This is a genomic window from Pantoea sp. SM3 (assembly GCF_000963995.1).
Taxonomy (GTDB): Bacteria; Pseudomonadota; Gammaproteobacteria; order Enterobacterales; family Enterobacteriaceae; genus Pantoea; species Pantoea rwandensis_B.
This window is the reverse complement of sequence record NZ_JZRD01000031.1, coordinates 141,246-158,776: the sequence shown is the minus strand read 5'-3', so window position 1 is coordinate 158,776 and position 17,531 is coordinate 141,246. Positions and strand designations below refer to the sequence as shown.

Annotated in this window: 18 protein-coding genes and 2 tRNA genes; 10 read left to right on the top strand and 10 right to left on the bottom strand. The window is 53.4% G+C overall.

Translation table 11 applies throughout. From position 1 onward, the window contains the following. Positions 1 to 103: 103 nt before the first annotated feature. A complete protein-coding gene (gene rssB / locus VI01_RS17775) occupies positions 104 to 1,120 on the bottom strand; it encodes a two-component system response regulator RssB (RefSeq protein WP_034828815.1) in 1,017 nt (338 codons plus the stop codon). A gap of 102 nt (positions 1,121 to 1,222) precedes the next feature. Then, positions 1,223 to 2,128 carry a patatin-like phospholipase RssA gene (gene rssA, locus VI01_RS17770; RefSeq protein ID WP_045816093.1) on the bottom strand — a complete coding sequence of 302 codons (906 nt, stop codon included), beginning with the start codon at positions 2,126 to 2,128 and terminating at the stop codon, positions 1,223 to 1,225. A gap of 96 nt (positions 2,129 to 2,224) precedes the next feature. On the opposite strand from rssA, the gene VI01_RS17765 reads away from it, so the two are divergent. The 5 genes from VI01_RS17765 to xthA all read left to right on the top strand — a co-directional run bounded on the left by VI01_RS17765 (position 2,225) and on the right by xthA (position 4,868). Next, positions 2,225 to 2,680: a YchJ family protein gene (locus tag VI01_RS17765; protein WP_045816092.1), complete on the top strand. Its 456-nt coding sequence runs from the start codon at positions 2,225 to 2,227 to the stop codon at positions 2,678 to 2,680. A gap of 57 nt (positions 2,681 to 2,737) precedes the next feature. After that, positions 2,738 to 3,586 (top strand): formyltetrahydrofolate deformylase, encoded by an 849-nt coding sequence (purU, locus tag VI01_RS17760; protein ID WP_034828882.1) that lies wholly within the window; start codon positions 2,738 to 2,740, stop codon positions 3,584 to 3,586. A gap of 143 nt (positions 3,587 to 3,729) precedes the next feature. Then, positions 3,730 to 3,814 (top strand) — tRNA-Tyr (locus VI01_RS17755). Positions 3,815 to 3,860: 46 nt separating this feature from the next. After that, positions 3,861 to 3,945: transfer RNA gene (locus VI01_RS17750), tRNA-Tyr, on the top strand. Positions 3,946 to 4,055: 110 nt separating this feature from the next. Then, complete coding sequence (gene xthA, locus VI01_RS17745; RefSeq protein ID WP_045816091.1) at positions 4,056 to 4,868, top strand: exodeoxyribonuclease III; 813 nt, start codon at positions 4,056 to 4,058, stop codon at positions 4,866 to 4,868. 33 nt (positions 4,869 to 4,901) lie between these two features. Here xthA and VI01_RS17740 read toward each other — a convergent pair whose 3' ends face one another. The 4 genes from VI01_RS17740 to VI01_RS17725 form a co-directional block, all read right to left on the bottom strand. Then, complete coding sequence (locus VI01_RS17740; RefSeq protein WP_369801883.1) at positions 4,902 to 5,156, bottom strand: YnjH family protein; 255 nt, start codon at positions 5,154 to 5,156, stop codon at positions 4,902 to 4,904. Between the two features lie 41 nt (positions 5,157 to 5,197). Continuing rightward, positions 5,198 to 7,120 (bottom strand): DNA topoisomerase III, encoded by a 1,923-nt coding sequence (locus VI01_RS17735; protein ID WP_045816089.1) that lies wholly within the window; start codon positions 7,118 to 7,120, stop codon positions 5,198 to 5,200. Between the two features lie 22 nt (positions 7,121 to 7,142). Beyond that, complete coding sequence (selD, locus tag VI01_RS17730; protein WP_045816088.1) at positions 7,143 to 8,186, bottom strand: selenide, water dikinase SelD; 1,044 nt, start codon at positions 8,184 to 8,186, stop codon at positions 7,143 to 7,145. A gap of 153 nt (positions 8,187 to 8,339) precedes the next feature. Further along, positions 8,340 to 8,891 (bottom strand): NAD(P)H nitroreductase, encoded by a 552-nt coding sequence (locus VI01_RS17725; protein ID WP_045816087.1) that lies wholly within the window; start codon positions 8,889 to 8,891, stop codon positions 8,340 to 8,342. Between the two features lie 169 nt (positions 8,892 to 9,060). Between VI01_RS17725 and sppA the strand changes: the two genes are divergently transcribed. From sppA to pncA, 3 genes are all read left to right on the top strand, one after another. Then, positions 9,061 to 10,920 (top strand): signal peptide peptidase SppA, encoded by a 1,860-nt coding sequence (gene sppA / locus VI01_RS17720; protein WP_045816086.1) that lies wholly within the window; start codon positions 9,061 to 9,063, stop codon positions 10,918 to 10,920. Between the two features lie 85 nt (positions 10,921 to 11,005). Further along, positions 11,006 to 12,019, top strand: a complete 1,014-nt coding sequence (ansA, locus tag VI01_RS17715; protein ID WP_038646633.1) for an asparaginase — start codon at positions 11,006 to 11,008, stop codon at positions 12,017 to 12,019. A gap of 16 nt (positions 12,020 to 12,035) precedes the next feature. Next, positions 12,036 to 12,644 (top strand): bifunctional nicotinamidase/pyrazinamidase, encoded by a 609-nt coding sequence (gene pncA / locus VI01_RS17710; RefSeq protein ID WP_034828795.1) that lies wholly within the window; start codon positions 12,036 to 12,038, stop codon positions 12,642 to 12,644. A 35-nt stretch (positions 12,645 to 12,679) separates the two neighbouring features. On the opposite strand, the gene VI01_RS17705 is transcribed toward pncA, so the two are convergent. Both VI01_RS17705 and msrB read right to left on the bottom strand, forming a co-directional pair. Continuing rightward, positions 12,680 to 12,961: a YeaC family protein gene (locus VI01_RS17705; RefSeq protein ID WP_045816085.1), complete on the bottom strand. Its 282-nt coding sequence runs from the start codon at positions 12,959 to 12,961 to the stop codon at positions 12,680 to 12,682. Between the two features lie 2 nt (positions 12,962 to 12,963). After that, positions 12,964 to 13,374 carry a peptide-methionine (R)-S-oxide reductase MsrB gene (gene msrB / locus VI01_RS17700; RefSeq protein WP_034828790.1) on the bottom strand — a complete coding sequence of 137 codons (411 nt, stop codon included), beginning with the start codon at positions 13,372 to 13,374 and terminating at the stop codon, positions 12,964 to 12,966. Between the two features lie 338 nt (positions 13,375 to 13,712). On the opposite strand from msrB, the gene gapA reads away from it, so the two are divergent. Both gapA and VI01_RS17690 read left to right on the top strand, forming a co-directional pair. After that, the gene (gapA, locus tag VI01_RS17695; protein ID WP_039335472.1) at positions 13,713 to 14,711 is read left to right on the top strand and encodes a glyceraldehyde-3-phosphate dehydrogenase; all 999 of its coding nucleotides are present in this window, start codon (positions 13,713 to 13,715) and stop codon (positions 14,709 to 14,711) included. Between the two features lie 74 nt (positions 14,712 to 14,785). Continuing rightward, entirely contained in the window at positions 14,786 to 15,661 is an 876-nt protein-coding gene (locus tag VI01_RS17690; protein WP_045816084.1) for a D-hexose-6-phosphate mutarotase, read from the top strand. 21 nt (positions 15,662 to 15,682) lie between these two features. Here the strand turns inward: VI01_RS17690 and VI01_RS17685 are convergent, their stop codons facing one another. Further along, the gene (locus VI01_RS17685) at positions 15,683 to 16,531 is read right to left on the bottom strand and encodes an aldo/keto reductase (protein WP_045816083.1); all 849 of its coding nucleotides are present in this window, start codon (positions 16,529 to 16,531) and stop codon (positions 15,683 to 15,685) included. Positions 16,532 to 16,615: 84 nt separating this feature from the next. Next, on the bottom strand, positions 16,616 to 17,365 hold the full coding sequence (locus VI01_RS17680; protein WP_045816082.1) for a MipA/OmpV family protein: 750 nt from the start codon (positions 17,363 to 17,365) through the stop codon (positions 16,616 to 16,618). Between the last annotated feature and the right edge of the window lie 166 nt (positions 17,366 to 17,531).

Genomic DNA, 17,531 nt, shown 5'->3' with positions numbered 1-17,531 from the left:
TTATCCTGGATGGAGCTAATCCGCGGAATTTAAGACTATTACCCAAGTGTAAAGCTTACCCCTGGCCCTGTCTCCAGCCCGCAAAAAATATAAATCCGATCGCTTATTCTTCAGCCGATAACATCAGCCGTAGCCTGCCACCCGCGCCCCACACATGGCACTGCCAGGCATCCGCGCGTTGACTGATCTGATTGAGGTGCGTACTGCCCATAGTACCAAGCGGCACGCCATTACTGAGTTGAATCTGATGGGTGTTAATGTGCAATGTGGCGTTGAGGCCAGCGGAGACCAGAATCAGGTTTTTCAACTGACGATGGTAGTACCCCACCAGCAAGGGGAACTGGCCACTGAGATTGGCCTGGCGTAACAGCATATTGACCTGGCGCAGCAGGCCGTTTAACTCCGGCAGGCGCTGTTTCTGTCCGGAAAGTTGTTCCTGTAACAGGCCGTTGAACAGCGCGCGCAACAGTAAGGCGGCCAACACGCCATTATCGCCTGCTCGGGTCACGTCAAGACAGTAGAAGGCCAAATCCTTGTCGGACAACGCGGCAATATCCAGCACCAGCCCCGGCTGTTCAGCCATGGTCAGTTGGCGATAGTTAATGCGGCAATTGGCGATGGTTTGCTGAACCGGCGGTTGCAACTGCTTCAGTAGCTTCGAGGCAGCTAAAGGATCGCGAACCAGTGCATCCCAGTCCTGAAACAGTTGTTCATCTTCCTCAACTTTAGAAGTGAACATCGAAGGGTAAAGACACTCATATACAGCTTCACGAAAACGTTCGAGGTTTCTGAGCGGCTTAAGCAGAACATCCTGAACCCCAAGGCGCAGGACATGCGCAATATCTGCCATGTTCTGCGTGGCGGAGATGATCAAAATTGGCACGCTATTGCCGCGACTGCGAATACGTTCGACGAACTGAAGCCCCCCCATGCGCGGCATCTCCAGATCGCAAATCACCAGATCCACGGCTTGAGCCGACAGTAAGGTTAAGCCATCGAGGCCATCTCCCGCTTCCAGCGTGCTGGCTCCCAGCCCTACCAACATAGTGTCTAACATCGAACGGAAAACGACCTCATCTTCGACAATGAGTATCTTTTTGCCGATTAGTGGTTTTTCCATTCTCTCCCCCTGCGTACCAGATATTTCAATAGTGGTTCATAAAACGCAGTTACGCCTTTCAGAATTGACTGAAGTCGCACTGCCTGTGAATGAACAACCTGATTATCTGCCACGGACCAGCGGTAATAGTTCATCCATTTTTTTCTCGACGGCGGCTTTACCTGCCGCAATGGCTTCTTCTGCACGATGAAAATCCAGTGTGGATATCTGCGGACAAAACGGTTGAATCAGCACATCCGGTGGATCGCCCGCCATACGATTACGTTTAAGGCGGTTTTCCAGAATCTGGATGGATGTGGACATGATCTCCATGGCGCCCGGCGTTTGATTGGCCCGGCGGTGCGTCAGACCCAGTATGCGCTGGCGCAATTTTTTGCCCCAGCTTAATGCTTCAGCCGCGGCCTCTTCTTCGCCGCTCTGTGGTGTCACCGACAATAAATCCTGCTGCATTAAATGCGCGTCATGCTGTAAGTCCACCGCGATGACAATATCGGCGCCAAGGGCTCGTGTCAGAGATATTGGGACCGGATTGACCACGGCACCATCCACCAGCCAGTAACCATTGTAGCCAACAGGTGGTAATAAGCCTGGCATACTACAGGACGCGCGTACTGCCTGATGCAAATCACCTTCGGTTAACCACAACTCACGGCCGGTACTTAAATTCGAGGCCACCACGCCAAAAGGTTTATTGCACCCCTCAATAAATTCATTGGGGATCAACTGACGGATGTGGCTGAACACGCGGTTACCGCGAAGCAAACCACCACGCTGCCACGACAGATCCATGAGGCGGATCACGTCCCAATAGCGAAATGCACTCACCCACTTTTCCATTACGCCCAGCCGCCCATTGACGTACGCCGATCCCACCAGCGCGCCGACTGAGCAGCCTGCAACCACATCAATTTCAATGCCGGCACGCTCCAGCGCATTAATTACACCAATGTGCGCCCAACCTTTGGCGGCACCTGAACCCAGGGCCAGCCCGATCCTCACCTTTCTCATCGCACCTCGTGATTAGTCTGGTACGTAGCATCCCGCTCAGCAGTCGGCTACCATAGCGCACACTTTAATTAACTTTAATCACTCACAGGAGATGACGTGTCTGAAAAGTGCCCCTGCTGCAGCGGAAAGCATTATAGCTTATGTTGCCAGCCCTTTCTGAGCGGTCAGGCATTCCCTGCCAGCGCTGAACAATTAATGCGTTCACGCTATACCGCTTATGTTGAAAAGAACGCGGGCTATCTGGCTGCGACCTGGCACTCCAGTAAGCGTGTGGCCGACCTTGAGACGTTATTATCTGAAAGTTTTTCCGGCACTGAATGGCTGGGCTTGAATGTAACCCGTTGTAATCATGGAAGCCACGAGAATGAAGCCTTTGTGACCTTTTTCGCGCGTTACCGCGAAAAAGAGCGCACTTCGGCCATCTATGAATGTTCACGCTTTCTTCGTGAGGATCAACGCTGGTACTATATCGACGGAACAGTGCCCGATCTGGGGCGCAACGATCGCTGTCCTTGTGGCTCCGATAAAAAATACAAAAAATGTTGTGGTTAATCTGGACAGATGCACAACGGCTTTACCATTCATCGCTTTGACAGGACTCTGATCGAGATGCAAGCGCAAAACACGCAACGAAAAGTTTTACGGACCATTTGCCCAGACGCGAAAGGTCTGATCGCCAAGATCACCAATATTTGCTACAAGCATGAACTCAACATTGTGCAAAACAACGAGTTTGTCGATCACCGTACCGGGCGCTTTTTCATGCGCACAGAGCTGGAGGGGATTTTCAACGACAATACCCTGCTGGCCGATCTCGACAGCGCATTGCCAGTAGGTTCGGTCCGTGAATTGCAGAGTGCCGGCCGTCGTCGCGTGGTGATTTTGGTGACTAAAGAGGCGCACTGCCTGGGCGATTTACTGATGAAATGCGCGTTCGGTGGTCTCGATATGGAGATTGCTGCCGTCATCGGTAACCATGAAACACTGCGCTCGCTGGTTGAACGTTTCGATATTCCGTTTGTGCTGGTCAGCCATGAAGGCCTAACGCGCGAAGAGCATGACAATCGCATGGGCGACGAAATTGATCGTTACCAGCCGGATTACGTGGTTCTGGCAAAATACATGCGCGTGCTGACACCGGCCTTCGTGCAGCGTTACCCTAATCAAATCATCAACATTCACCACTCGTTCCTGCCTGCCTTTATCGGCGCGCGCCCTTACCATCAGGCTTACGAGCGTGGCGTTAAAATTATCGGTGCCACCGCGCACTACGTGAATGACAACCTGGATGAAGGTCCAATCATCATGCAGGACGTGATCAACGTCGACCATAGCTACACCGCAGAAGAGATGATGCGTGCCGGGCGTGATGTCGAGAAGAATGTCCTGAGCCGTGCGCTGTATAAAGTGCTTGGCCAGCGCGTGTTCGTTTACGGTAACCGCACCATCATTCTGTAAGCTTCCTGGCGCTGAATTGTGCAACTCTTCAGCGCCACGGATGAAAAGTGGACAAACGATTCATATTTTTGTTTTCAGCGCTTTACAGTCAGAGCGCATTTGGTATGATGCGCCCCGCTTTCAGGCACATTATTCAGGCCAGTGGCGGGATTCCCGAGCGGCCAAAGGGAGCAGACTGTAAATCTGCCGTCATCGACTTCGAAGGTTCGAATCCTTCTCCCGCCACCATCTGAATAATCCCCCCCGCCTGAATCGTTAAGAGCTTTATATCCCTGGCGGGATTCCCGAGCGGCCAAAGGGAGCAGACTGTAAATCTGCCGTCATCGACTTCGAAGGTTCGAATCCTTCTCCCGCCACCATCGTTTTCCCTCTTGCTCTCATCGTCGTTTCTTCCCGATTCAATCCATGACTTTTTAACGAAAACTCGCTACCATCCAGACATACTTTTGCGGATAAAAATGGCAGCGAAATGAAATTCATCTCTTTCAACATCAACGGCTTGCGCGCACGCCCCCATCAACTTGAAGCCCTCGTCGAGCAGCATCAGCCGGATGTGATTGGCCTGCAGGAAACCAAAGTTCACGATGACATGTTCCCGCTCGAAGACGTCAGCAAACTGGGTTACAACGTTTTTTATCATGGTCAAAGAGGCCACTACGGCGTCGCGCTGCTGACCAAGGCTCAGCCCGTTTCGGTACGTCGTGGTTTTCCCGGTGATGATGAAGATTCACAACGCCGCCTGATCATGGCGGAAATCCCCAGCCCGATTGGCGACATCACCGTGATTAACGGTTACTTCCCGCAGGGTGAAAGCCGTGACCATCCAACCAAATTCCCGGCGAAAGAGAAGTTCTACCGTGATTTACAGGATTATCTGGAACAGCAGTTGGCGGTTGATAAGCCGGTGCTGATCATGGGTGACATGAATATCAGCAGTACCGATTTTGATATCGGAATTGGCGAAGATAACCGTAAGCGCTGGCTGCGCACCGGTAAATGCTCATTCCTGCCAGAAGAGCGTGAGTGGATGGATCGCCTGTTGCATTGGGGTCTGGTCGATACCTGGCGCGCGAAATACCCGGAAACGGCTGACCGTTTCTCCTGGTTCGACTACCGTTCAAAAGGTTTTGATGATAACCGTGGTCTGCGTATCGACCTGTTGCTGGCCAGCCAACCGCTGGCCGCACGTTGCATCGAGAGCGGCATCGACTACGAGATCCGCAGCATGGAAAAACCCTCTGATCATGCACCGGTCTGGTCGACGTTCAATCTGGAAAAATAAGTCAACTGCGTGGCGTGAGAACGCCACGCACCTTTACTTGATGATTTTCCAGATAAGCGGGTTAGTGCCCATCACTTTCTCATCACGCCCGCACTGCAGCAGCACGCCTTCCGCTTTCACGACCGCCCCTTCAGAATAACTGCGATTCTCATAAGTGCAGCACTGCAGACAGTTGCTCTGCTGATTATTCTGTCCCTGTGTCCAGACTTCCGGTGGCATATCAACCACCACATCCGTATTGCCCATGCGACTGTTTTCCGGCTGGCGGTTCGCCTGCGCCGAATTCATGCACAACAGCAGCCCGCTGAGCGCTAATAGAATATAACGCATCACTCTGTCTCCTTGGTTTTACGCCGGGTCGATTTCGGTTTTGCTTTACGTTTAGCGGCCGGTGCGGCAATGCCTCTAAATGATTGCAACGAGGGTCGCTGACGCGCTTCGCCAATTAACCCGATCAGCGTGGCAACCAGCGGCTGCATAAACTCATCGTAGCGGCAGGCCTTTTCACTGATGCGTGTTAATGTCGATTCCCATTGAGCCGTCATATCTGGCCGGGCCGCCATTTCAGGTAACGCATGGATCAGCGCCCTGCCCGCGTCCGTAGAATGAATATAGCGGCCTTTCTTCACGAGGAATGTCCGGCGGAACAATAATTCAATAATGCCGGCTCGCGTCGCTTCCGTTCCTAAACCATCGGTCGCACGCAGCACTTTCTTTAATTCTTTATCCTGGACAAAACGCGCGATGCCGGTCATGGCGGATAACAGGGTAGCATCGGTAAACGGGCGCGGCGGCTGTGTCTGCTTGGCAAGCACTTCACCGCGCTCGCACAGCAGCTCATCCCCTTTCGCGACCACCGGTAAAGGCGTGCCATCGTTCTCTTCATCGCGCTCTTTGCTCCCCAGTAAGGCACGCCACCCCGCTTCTGCCAGAAAGCGCGCTTTGGCAACAAACTTGCCGCCGCCAATCTCGAGATCGATAACGCATTTACGGAACACCGCATCAGGGCAGAATTGCATCAGATACTGACGCGCCACCAGGCCGTAAATATTGGCTTCATTTTCCGTCAGGTTCACTTTGCTGGCGCGGGCGGTAGGGATAATGGCGTGGTGAGCATCCACCTTCTTATCATCCCAGCAGCGGTTCTTCTGATCAGGATTAAAATCCGTGGGCGGTGTCAAATTGGGCTGGTGTGCCTGAATCGCATTCAGCACCGCATGCCGTCCGGCAAAATGTTCATCCGGCAAATAACGGCTGTCAGAACGCGGATAGGTAATCAACTTATGGGTTTCATACAGACGCTGGCAGCAGTCCAGGACGTTTTGCGCACTCAGGCCGAAACGCTTTGCCGCCTCGATCTGCAGGCTGGAGAGCGAAAACGGCAATGGCGCGGTGTCAGATTCCCGTTTGTCGTTATAGCCCGTCACTATCGCCGGCTTGCCGTTGATGCGCTCTAAGACGTGATCGGCCAGCGATCGGTGTAACAGGCGACCTTCCTCATCCTGCCAGGGTTCGCAGGCGTCGCTGGGTATCCAACTGGCAACAAAACGCTCATCCTTCGGCGTCACGATGTGTGCTTTCACTTCGAAGTAATCTTTCGGTATGAAGTTTTCGATCTCTTCATCACGACGCACCACCAGGCCGAGCACCGGCGTTTGTACGCGACCGACCGACAACACGCCATCATAACCGGCATTGCGGCCTAACAGCGTCCAGGCACGGGTCATATTGATGCCATAGAGCCAATCTGCGCGGGCGCGGGCCAATGCGGAGACACACAGCGGGATAAACTCGCGATTCTCACGTAAACGGCTTACTGCTCGCTCCACGGCGGAGGGGTTAAGATCGTTGATCAGACAGCGCTGCACTTTCTGCCGCTTTTCCGGCGCGAGTTGCAGGTAGTCCAGCACTTCATCCACCAACAGCTGACCTTCACGATCCGGGTCACCGGCGTGCACCACTTCACTCGCCTGTTGCAGCAAACCCTCAATCACTTTGAGTTGCTTCGCCACCGACGGGCGTGGCTGTAAACGCCACTTTTCCGGAATGATCGGCAGGTCGGCAAGATTCCAGCGCGCATAGCGGCTGTCATAGCTGTCCGGCTGCGCCTGTTCCAACAAATGCCCGACACACCAGGTGACCATCTGATCGTTGCCACAGGCAATAAAACCGTCACCGCGTCGATGCGGTTTCGGCAGTACATCAGCAATGGCACGCGCCAGGCTGGGTTTTTCAGCAATAAACAAACGCATGTCTGGCGTCGTTCCTTCTACGTCAATTCACGACGGTAATTAATGGGCAGGAAGGATCGGCAGCGAAGAGTTCACCTATCGCTGTCGCCTGCACGCCGGCCAATGTAGCGCAGCGCTGTAAGGCTTCGACCTCGCTGGGTTGCACCGCCACCAGTAAACCACCCGAGGTTTGCGGATCGCACAGTAACGCGCGAGTCGCATCGTCCATCGCGGAAATAAGGGCGCCATAGCTGGCAAAATTGCGCTGAGTACCCCCGGGCACGGCACCTTTAGCAATATACTCATCGACACCCGGTAAGCGCGGAACTTGCGTGGCGTAGACTTCCGCACGCAAACCTGACCCCTGGCAAATCTCACTCAAATGTCCGAGCAAGCCAAAACCGGTGACATCGGTCATGGCGCTGACGCCATCCAGTTTGGCGAACTCGGCACCGGCTGTATTCAACTGACACATCACCTCCGCCGCTAAGGATTGGTGTTCTGGCAGCAGAAGGCCTTTTTTCTCGGCGGTGGTCAGGATGCCGATCCCCAGTGGCTTAGTGAGAAACAGCTGGCTCCCCACCTGCGCGGCGCTGTTCTTTTTCACCCGCGCCACATCAACAATTCCCGTGACGGCCAGGCCAAAAATCGGCTCCGGCGCATCGATCGAATGCCCACCCGCCAGAGCAATGCCAGCAGCCTGACACGCCGCACGCCCGCCTTCAATGACCTGCTGAGCCCCTTCCGGGCTCAGCACGTTGACTGGCCAACCCAGGATGGCAATCGCCATGATCGGTTTGCCGCCCATAGCATAAATATCACTGATGGCATTGGTGGCGGCGATACGGCCAAAGGTATGGGGATCATCGACAATCGGCATAAAAAAGTCAGTGGTGCTGACCACCGCCGTGCCGTTGCCGAGATCATAAACGGCAGCATCGTCACGTGTTTCGTTGCCCACCAGCAACTGAGGGTCATGAAAAGGGGTCAGCTCACTATGAAGAATGGTTTCCAGTACCTGCGGCGAAATTTTGCAGCCGCAGCCAGCTCCATGGCTGTATTGCGTCAGACGAAGAGGTTCACTCATGGCGGGTTCCTTATGCGCTGAACAGAAGGCTGTATGTTAGCCTGGCTGTCAGCCGGTGGTAAGTGTTGCGCGGTTTAAGCTCGATCTTTCGCACACGCGGTGTGCAATCTTTGCAACACGGCTCACCCTGCCGAAGAAACCCGCCGATGTCTGTCAGAAATAACTGACAAATTGCGTGGTGTCCGGTGCAACCACCGTGGTATTGGCTTTAAGCTGCGGCGTACCGAGATAGAGGAATCCGACAATCGCATCCTGCTCGCGGCAACCAAAGGCTTCGCGTACCGAAGGATGGTCAGTCCATGGGCCGCTACGCCAGATACCGTTAAAGCCTTGTGCCACCGCGGCCATTTGCATCGCCATCACGGCACAACCGGCTGAAACCAACTGTTCCCAATGCGGGACTTTGGCATGCTCTTCACAGTGCGCCACCACAGTGATAATCATCGGCGCTCGAAACGGTGCAGTGGCCGATTTTTCAATCGCCTTTTCATCGAGGTCGCTGTCACGCGCCGCTTGTTCAAGTAATTTACCAAAACGCTCACGCCCTTCATTCTCAACAATGATAAAGCGCCACGGCTGCAACGTACCATGATCCGGTGCACGTAAGCCTGCGTGCAAAATGTTCTGCAAGACTTCGCCCGCGGGTGCCGGTTCTGCCAGACGCGATGCCGAACGGCGGTTAATTAATAAATCCAGTGCATCCATCATTATTCTCCCGTGAATAAAAAGCGTGGGCTAATCCTGGCACAGCAAGATCTTTTGTAACAGTCTGGCGCGATTTCCTGCTGACATTTCGCACGCTGCTCTTTAGGATGAACCCGACATCGGGGCAGACCGCGTGGCGACTGCCCTGTTACGTGAATATGGAGAGTTTATGCGCACATTGTGGCGAATTATTGCTGGCCTGTTCCGCTGGAGCTGGCGGGTGTTGAATTTTATTCGGGAATTCATTCTTAATTTATTCCTCATCGTCTTAATCCTCGCTGGTGTCGGTATCTGGTTACAGCTTTCCAGCGCCAACAGCAGCGAACCGGTGCAACAGGGTGCACTCAAAGTGGATTTAAGCGGTGTATTGGTGGATAAACCTTCCGTCAGCAATCGCCTGAGTCGCATCAGCCGTGAGTTGCTGGGCGCGAGCAGCGATCGCCTGCAAGAGAATTCATTATTCGACGTGGTGGATGCGGTTCGTCAGGCGAAAACTGACAAAAACATCACCGGGATCGTGCTTGATTTGCGTGATTTTGCGGGCGGCGATCAACCCTCATTACAATATCTGGGCAAATCGCTGCGTGAGTTCCGTGATGCGGGCAAACCGATATACGCCATTGGTGATAGCTATAGCCAGGCGCAATACTACATCGCCAGCTATGCCACCAAAATTTATCTGTCACCACAGGGCACCGTTGATCTGCATGGCTTTGCGACAAATGGGTTGTATTACAAATCCCTGTTAGAGAAGCTCAAAGTCAATTCTCATGTGTTCCGTGTGGGCACCTACAAATCTGCCGTCGAGCCTTTCCTGCGTGACGATATGTCTCCGGAAGCCCGTGATGCGGATGGTCGCTGGATCGGCCAGCTGTGGCAGAACTACCTGAATACCGTTTCCGCCAATCGCCAGATTACGCCGGATCAACTGTTCCCGGGAGCAGCCGGCGTCATCAGCGGATTGCAGGCTGTTGACGGCGATACCGCAAAATATGCGCTGAACAGTAAATTGGTTGATGTGCTGGATAGCCGTGCGGCTGCGGATCAGGAACTGGTGAAAACCTTTGGCTGGGATAAAGCCAATAACGATTATCGCAACGTCAGCATTTACGATTACACCGTGAAGCAGCCTCAGCAGGACCAGGATGGCAATATTGCGGTGATCTTCGCCAGCGGTGCGATTATGGACGGTGAGGAAACCGCCGGAAACGTGGGTGGCGATACCACCGCTTCGCAGATTCGCGATGCGCGTCTCGATCCGAAAATCAAAGCGATTGTACTGCGCGTCAACAGCCCAGGTGGCAGCGTGTCGGCGTCGGAAGCGATTCGTGAAGAGTTAGCCGCAGCCCATGATGCCGGCAAGCCAGTGGTGGTCTCAATGGGCGGCATGGCGGCTTCAGGTGGCTACTGGATCTCGACGCCAGCAGACTACATTGTGGCCGCCCCCAGCACCCTGACCGGTTCAATCGGCATTTTCGGCGTGATTAACACGGTTGAAAATAGCCTGAACAGTATTGGGGTACACACGGATGGCGTGGCCACTTCTCCGCTGGCTGACGTAGCCACTACCAAAGCCCTGCCGACGGAAGTGCAGCAATTGATGCAGCTGACCATCGAAAACGGCTATCGCAACTTTGTCGGACTGGTGGCGAAGTCACGTCATAAAACGCCAGAACAGATCAATGATATCGCCCAGGGTCATGTCTGGACCGGCAGCGATGCTAAAGCCAATGGCCTGGTGGATGCGTTGGGTGATTTTGACGATGCCGTGGCGAAAGCGGCTGAGTTGGCAAAAGTCGCCAAGCCGCAGCTTAGCTGGTATCAGGACGATCCCGGCATGATTGACCTGCTGTTAAATCAGATGAATGCCTCTGCACAAGCGATGCTGCCAGCAGCACTGAAAGTGTGGCTGCCCGCGCCGATGCTGGACGTAATGAGTGCAGTGAAAGATCAGCCTGGCCTGATGAACAATCTCAATGATCCGCAAAATCGCTACGCCTTCTGCCTGAACTGCGGCAACGTACGCTAATCTTTACAGCCCGGCCGCTGGTCGGGCTGCTTTTCGCTGTTAATCCCCTTATACTGCGCGTTTTACGGCAAGTCTGAGTTCTTCCATGCAAAAGAAAAATATCTATGTAGCCTACACGGGCGGTACCATCGGTATGCAGCGCTCCGCGCACGGCTACATTCCGGTTTCCGGCCATCTGCAGCAGCAACTGGCCAATATGCCAGAGTTCCATCGGCCTGAGATGCCGAATTTCACCATCCACGAATATCAGCCTCTGATGGATTCGTCAGATATGACGCCATTGGATTGGCAATCGATTGCTGATGACATTAAACAGAATTACGACAGCTATGATGGCTTTGTGATTCTGCACGGCACCGACACCATGGCGTTTACCGCCTCGGCGCTGTCATTCATGCTGGAAAACCTCGCGAAGCCCGTCATCGTAACCGGCTCGCAAATTCCTTTGGCGGAATTGCGCTCAGATGGTCAGCAGAACCTCCTCAATTCGTTGTATGTTGCGGCGAACTATCCCATTAATGAAGTGGCGTTGTTCTTTAACAACACGCTGTTTCGTGGCAATCGCACCACCAAAGCACATGCTGACGGCTTCAACGCCTTCGCTTCACCGAATCTCCCTCCTTTGCTGGAAGCCGGTATTCACATTCGTAAACTCAATACGCCGCCGGCACCACAGGGCAGCGGCGAGTTGATTGTGCATCCGATTACCCCACAACCGATTGGCGTGGTGACCATTTACCCCGGGATCTCTGCCGATGTGGTGCGTAACTTCTTGCGCCAGCCGGTGAAAGCACTGATTCTGCGCTCTTATGGTGTCGGCAACGCGCCGCAAAATGCAGAATTCCTGGCTGAACTGCAGCAGGCCAGCGAACGTGGGATTGTGGTGGTGAATCTGACGCAATGCATGTCCGGCAAAGTGAACATGGGGGGCTATGCCACCGGTAATGCGCTGGAGCATGCGGGGGTGATCAGCGGTTTTGACCTTACCGTTGAGGCAACATTAACAAAACTGCACTTTTTGTTGAGCCAAAACCTCACCAACCCGGAAATTCGTGCCAGAATGCAACAGAATTTACGCGGCGAACTGACCGACGACTGATACGGAGCGAGATGTAATGAAGCGGGCATTGATAATCATCGATATTCAGAACGATTTTTGCCCCGGCGGCCCAATGGCGGTGCGCGAAGGCGACCAAACGGTTGCCGTTGCTAATCGCTACGCACGCGAGTTCCGCGATCGGGGAGAATGTGTAGTGGCATTGCAAGACTGGCATCCGGCAGATCATGGCAGCTTCGCCTCCGTCTCTGGCGAACCGGTGTATACCTTGGGTGAATTGAACGGTCTGGCGCAGATTTGGTGGCCCGATCACGGAGTCGAGAACTCAGTGGGGGCAGATTTCCACCCAGAACTGGACCGCACACTGATTGATGCGGTGTTCCATAAGGGGGGCGACGCTGATGTGGACAGCTACAGTGCTTTCTTCGATAACGGCCATCGCCGCAAAACGGAGCTAGACAGTTGGCTGCGTGAACGCGACATCAGCGACCTGGTGATGCTGGGGCTCGCTACCGACTATTGCGTCAAATACAGCGTGCTGGATGCGCTGGAGCTGGGCTATAACGTTGAAGTGGTGAAAGAGGGTTGCCGCGGCGTCAACCTGAATCCTGATGACAGCGATATTGCCATCGAACAGATGCAAGCTCAGGGTGCGGTAATAATCTGAAAATGAGGGCTGGTGAAAACCAGCCCTTTTGCGTTCTAGTGCAGGTTAATGCGCGTGATGTCCGGCTCGATACCAAACTCTTCCTTAAGCTGCTTTTTCGACTTCATCACCATCTCGCCCCCTTTGCCAATGGTCATATGCTGTGGGTCGTCGTTGTGACGCGCCTGCCACAGCATCACCAGCTGCAGGCAATTATCGCGCTGCTCCTGCGTCAGCGCGACACCGTCCGGCCATTTACCGGTTTCCACTGCAGTGGCGAGCCGCTCATAGACTTCCGGCGTCATCGCCGCCAGCATGGCTTCCAGTTCTTGCTTCATGCTCAGCCCTCTTGTTGCTTGCCCTGCTCATCGGTAAAGCTCAATGAGGCAGAGTTAACGCAGTAGCGCTCACCGGTAGGCTGCGGGCCATCCGGGAACACGTGGCCGAGATGCGCATCGCAATTGCCACAGCGAATTTCCACGCGGTGCATGCCGTGGGAATCATCTTCCAGGTAACGAATCGCTTCGTCGCTGTAAGGCTGGTAAAAGCTCGGCCAGCCGCAGCCTGAATCATATTTAGAGTCGGAGAGGAACAGCGGTGAATTGCACACTAAACAGTGGTAAATGCCTTCCTGCTTGTTGTGCAGTAGTGCGCCACTGAAAGGAGGTTCCGTGCCGCGATGCTGTGTGACATAGCGCTGCATCTCAGAAAGCTGCGCGATTTTTGCCTCAGGTGCGGTGTCTTTAGCCATTTTGAGTTCCGGAGTGTCATTCTGTAAAAATCGACTAGTATTCTAACAAACGAACAACATCTTCACGGTCTTTTTTCGTGCGAACCCGTTCGCCACGACTGCCACAGCGCAAAATTGTGACGTCGATCACCCTTTGCAAAAGTCATCCCTTTTCGGTCGGTATTCGGCGTAACATAGGCGCTCAATAAGGGTGCTGCGTAAGCGATTGCGCAACCAATTATTCCTGGCGTTGGAATTGACCTGTCGCAACAATTGACACGATTCCGCTTGACGCCTGGTAAGGTTTTTGTAATTTTACAGCCAACCTTTTATTCACTAACAAATAGCTGGTGGAATATATGACTATCAAAGTAGGTATCAACGGTTTTGGCCGTATCGGTCGCATCGTTTTCCGTGCTGCACAGCAGCGTTCTGACATCGAAATCGTCGCGATCAACGACCTGCTCGACGCCGATTACATGGCTTACATGCTGAAGTATGACTCTACGCACGGTCGTTTCGACGGCACCGTAGAAGTGAAAGACGGCGCGCTGATTGTTAACGGTAAGAAAATCCGTGTTACCGCTGAGAAAGACCCGGCTAACCTGAAATGGGATGAAGTGGGCGTTGACGTTGTTGCTGAAGCAACCGGTATCTTCCTGACCGACGAAACCGCACGCAAACACATTCAGGCTGGTGCGAAGAAAGTGGTTCTGACCGGTCCATCTAAAGATGCGACCCCAATGTTTGTTCGTGGTGCAAACTTCGACAAATACCAGGGACAGGACATCGTTTCTAACGCCTCTTGCACCACTAACTGCCTGGCGCCACTGGCTAAAGTTATCAACGATCACTTCGGTATCGTTGAAGGCCTGATGACCACTGTTCACGCCACCACCGCAACTCAGAAAACCGTTGATGGCCCGTCTCACAAAGACTGGCGTGGCGGCCGCGGCGCAGCTCAGAACATCATCCCATCTTCTACCGGTGCTGCAAAAGCAGTGGGCGTGGTTCTGCCAGAGCTGAACGGTAAACTGACTGGTATGGCGTTCCGCGTTCCTACCCCTAACGTGTCTGTTGTTGACCTGACTGTACGTCTGGAAAAACCAGCAACTTATAAAGAAATCTGTGCCGTAATCAAAGCTGAATCTGAAGGCAAGATGAAAGGCGTTCTGGGTTACATCGAAGACGACGTCGTATCTACCGACTTCAACGGCGAAACCCTGACTTCAGTATTCGATGCTAAAGCCGGTATCGCACTGAACGACAACTTCGTGAAACTGGTTTCATGGTACGACAACGAAACTGGCTACTCACACAAAGTTCTGGATCTGATTGCACTGGTTGCTGCTAAGTAAGCAACTGGCGAACCAGACAAGGGGTGACTTCGGTCGCCCCTTTTTTTTCATTTGGAAGAAGAGAAGGTCTGACGATGCAAGATACGCTTTATAGTTTGCCGGTGGTGAATCAGATCACCCCATATCTGTCACAACGCCAGATGGGCGATTTGCCCATCGTCGTCGTGAGTCATCCCAAGGTTCGTGCAGCGATTGCGCTGCAAGGCGCGCATCTGCTCTCATGGCAGCCCAGCGGTCAGCAACCGGTGATTTGGTTGAGCGAGAAGACGCCGTTTGCCACAGGCAAAGCGATTCGCGGTGGTGTGCCCATTTGCTGGCCATGGTTTGGCCCTGCAGGTGAACCGGCGCACGGATTTGCCCGTAATCAGCCCTGGACACTGACGGCACACGATGAGAACGACGATGCCGTGATGCTGACGTTCACACTGGAAAGCAACGCACAAACGAAGAAGCTGTGGCCGCATGATTTCACCCTGCTGGCCCGTTTCCGTATCGCCGAGCATTGTGAAATCGAGTTGGAAGCCTGGGGCGATTATGAAGCCACCGCAGCCTTGCACACCTACTTCCAGATCGCAGATATTGCTCAGGTTGAAGTGAGTGGCTTAGGAAATAGCTATATTGACAAGGTGAATGCTAACACGGTGGGCAGTTCGGCTGATGGCAAGCAAACCTACCCTGATCGCGTCGATCGGATTCACACGGCTGCCGAGGATTGCAGTGTGATTCATGACATCGCGGGTAAACGTCAGATTGAAGTGTACCACCACTATCAAAGTGACGTTGTCACATGGAACCCAGGGCCGGAATTGTCCTGTAGCATGGCGGATATGCCTAATGAGGGTTACAAAACCATGGTCTGCGTAGAAACGGCTCGCATCAACAAGCCGATGAAAAGTGCCGGTGAATCCCCTGCTCGCCTCGGTACCACCCTGCGCGTACGCAATAAGTAGGTTCGCGGCGCAGATGCGCCGCTATACCACGTCTAAGCCCGTTTTATGTTGCGGTGCTGGAAACGCCCGGTCAATGATCGCCAACTCCTCAACACTCAAATGCAGGTCTAACGCAGCCGCATTTTCCGCCACGTGTTGTTGGCTGCTGGCCTTGGGAATGGCGATCATGCCTGGCCGACGAATCACCCACGCGAGCAGCAATTGCGCCACGCTGATGCCCTTCTGTTGTGCAATTTGATGCAAATGGGGATCTTCAAACAGTGACTGACGCAAGCGTCCCGCCTGCGCCAGAGGGCAATACGCCATGATCGGCATATCACGTTGCTGGCATGCCGCTAATAAATCGTATTCGATTCCTCGTGATGCCAGGTGATACAGCACCTGATTAGTCGAGCAGTTTTCACCGCCCGGCTCGCTCCACAGTTCTTGCAGATCGTCAGTATCGAAATTGGATACGCCCCAATGCCGTATTTTTCCCTGCTGTTGCAAGGTTTCCATGGCATGAATCGTCTCCTCCAGTGGCACATTACCGCGCCAATGCAGCAGATAGAGATCAAGGTAATCGGTCTCTAAGCGCTTTAAGCTGCGCTCGCAGGCCTCTATGGCATCCACTTCGCCGGCATTCCACGGATAGACTTTTGACACCAGCCAGGCCTGATGGCGGCGTCCGTGTAACGCTTCGCCCACCACCTCTTCCGCGCCGCCTTCGGCGTACATTTCCGCGGTATCAATCAGTTGTAAGCCCAAATCCAATCCAGCCTGTAATGCCGAGACTTCCTGACGACGCAGCGCTGCATTCTCCCCCATGTACCACGTTCCTTGCCCAATGGCAGGTAATGCTGGTTCTCCACGGAATTGAATTGTCTTCATTAAGGCTCCCGATGCCCCAGGATGGGGCGCGCTATTGGTGCAATGTAATAAAAACGCCCCATTAAGAGGCGTCGCAGAAAACCATTAGAAACTGTAGCTGATGCCGGTCCAGAGGGTGAACTGGCCACTTTTGTCCACCATCGGACTGTCTTTGATTTCGCTGTCAAAACGGGTGTAACGCCCGGACAAACTGGCGTTCCAGCTATCGCTAATCTGGTAGCTGGCATTCATTTCCACATAGGGTGACCAGCTGTCGTCCGGTTGATATTCAGCAATACCTGTCCGTGCGCTTTCATGCGAAGACACGCCATAGTAGTAGCGGTTTTGGTTGGCGCTGTTCCACATTGCACCGATGCCTGGTGTCAGGCTAAACGCGCCAAAATCGAAGCGATACAGATAGGTAAGATCCCAGATGATGCCATTACTGTTGTTCAGCACATCGCCCAGCAGCGCAGTACGCACAATGCCCCAATCGGCAACATGACGGTAGCTGGCACCCGCCATCAAGGTCATCCGACGCTTATCCAGTGCCTTCATATCCCCTAAATCATTATCTTTAGGGTCATACTGCTGTGGTGAACCCAGCAGCGTTAACGACAGTTGATTCTGCTGATCTTTCCACAGGTAATAGCCACCTTGCAGGCTACGGAACCAGAAGTTTTCGCCTTCATAATTGATGACCGGGATGGGGATGTATCGGTCCTGCCCACCGCGATAAGGTGACTGGGCATAAATAACTGAAGCCCCGAGTGATAAGGGTTCTGCATGAGTGCTGAACGCCGCAAAATAACAAGGAACAACACAAGCAAGCGCTTTAAGTTTGAATTGGTTCACAATTTAATCAGTCCATTAATATAACAATCACACGCAGAGTCTAACTAAATTTTCGCGATGAGTTAACGTTAAATCAGGGATGTTTATCACCCGCACGGAATAGTCTGAGGCTGGTTGCCTGCGTAGACATGCAAACTGAATGCCTTAGTGCTTATGAGACTTTGTT

What these genes read in the sequence shown, in the direction of transcription:
- rssB (WP_034828815.1), bottom strand. Translation starts at nt 1,120, where the DNA reads ATGGAAAAACCACTAATCGGCAAAAAGATACTCATTGTCGAAGATGAG.
- rssA (WP_045816093.1), bottom strand. Translation starts at nt 2,128, where the DNA reads ATGAGAAAGGTGAGGATCGGGCTGGCCCTGGGTTCAGGTGCCGCCAAA.
- purU (WP_034828882.1), top strand. Translation starts at nt 2,738, where the DNA reads ATGCAAGCGCAAAACACGCAACGAAAAGTTTTACGGACCATTTGCCCA.
- xthA (WP_045816091.1), top strand. Translation starts at nt 4,056, where the DNA reads ATGAAATTCATCTCTTTCAACATCAACGGCTTGCGCGCACGCCCCCAT.
- VI01_RS17740 (WP_369801883.1), bottom strand. Translation starts at nt 5,156, where the DNA reads ATGAATTCGGCGCAGGCGAACCGCCAGCCGGAAAACAGTCGCATGGGC.
- VI01_RS17735 (WP_045816089.1), bottom strand. Translation starts at nt 7,120, where the DNA reads ATGCGTTTGTTTATTGCTGAAAAACCCAGCCTGGCGCGTGCCATTGCT.
- selD (WP_045816088.1), bottom strand. Translation starts at nt 8,186, where the DNA reads ATGAGTGAACCTCTTCGTCTGACGCAATACAGCCATGGAGCTGGCTGC.
- VI01_RS17725 (WP_045816087.1), bottom strand. Translation starts at nt 8,891, where the DNA reads ATGGATGCACTGGATTTATTAATTAACCGCCGTTCGGCATCGCGTCTG.
- sppA (WP_045816086.1), top strand. Translation starts at nt 9,061, where the DNA reads ATGCGCACATTGTGGCGAATTATTGCTGGCCTGTTCCGCTGGAGCTGG.
- ansA (WP_038646633.1), top strand. Translation starts at nt 11,006, where the DNA reads ATGCAAAAGAAAAATATCTATGTAGCCTACACGGGCGGTACCATCGGT.
- pncA (WP_034828795.1), top strand. Translation starts at nt 12,036, where the DNA reads ATGAAGCGGGCATTGATAATCATCGATATTCAGAACGATTTTTGCCCC.
- VI01_RS17705 (WP_045816085.1), bottom strand. Translation starts at nt 12,961, where the DNA reads ATGAAGCAAGAACTGGAAGCCATGCTGGCGGCGATGACGCCGGAAGTC.
- msrB (WP_034828790.1), bottom strand. Translation starts at nt 13,374, where the DNA reads ATGGCTAAAGACACCGCACCTGAGGCAAAAATCGCGCAGCTTTCTGAG.
- gapA (WP_039335472.1), top strand. Translation starts at nt 13,713, where the DNA reads ATGACTATCAAAGTAGGTATCAACGGTTTTGGCCGTATCGGTCGCATC.
- VI01_RS17690 (WP_045816084.1), top strand. Translation starts at nt 14,786, where the DNA reads ATGCAAGATACGCTTTATAGTTTGCCGGTGGTGAATCAGATCACCCCA.
- VI01_RS17685 (WP_045816083.1), bottom strand. Translation starts at nt 16,531, where the DNA reads ATGAAGACAATTCAATTCCGTGGAGAACCAGCATTACCTGCCATTGGG.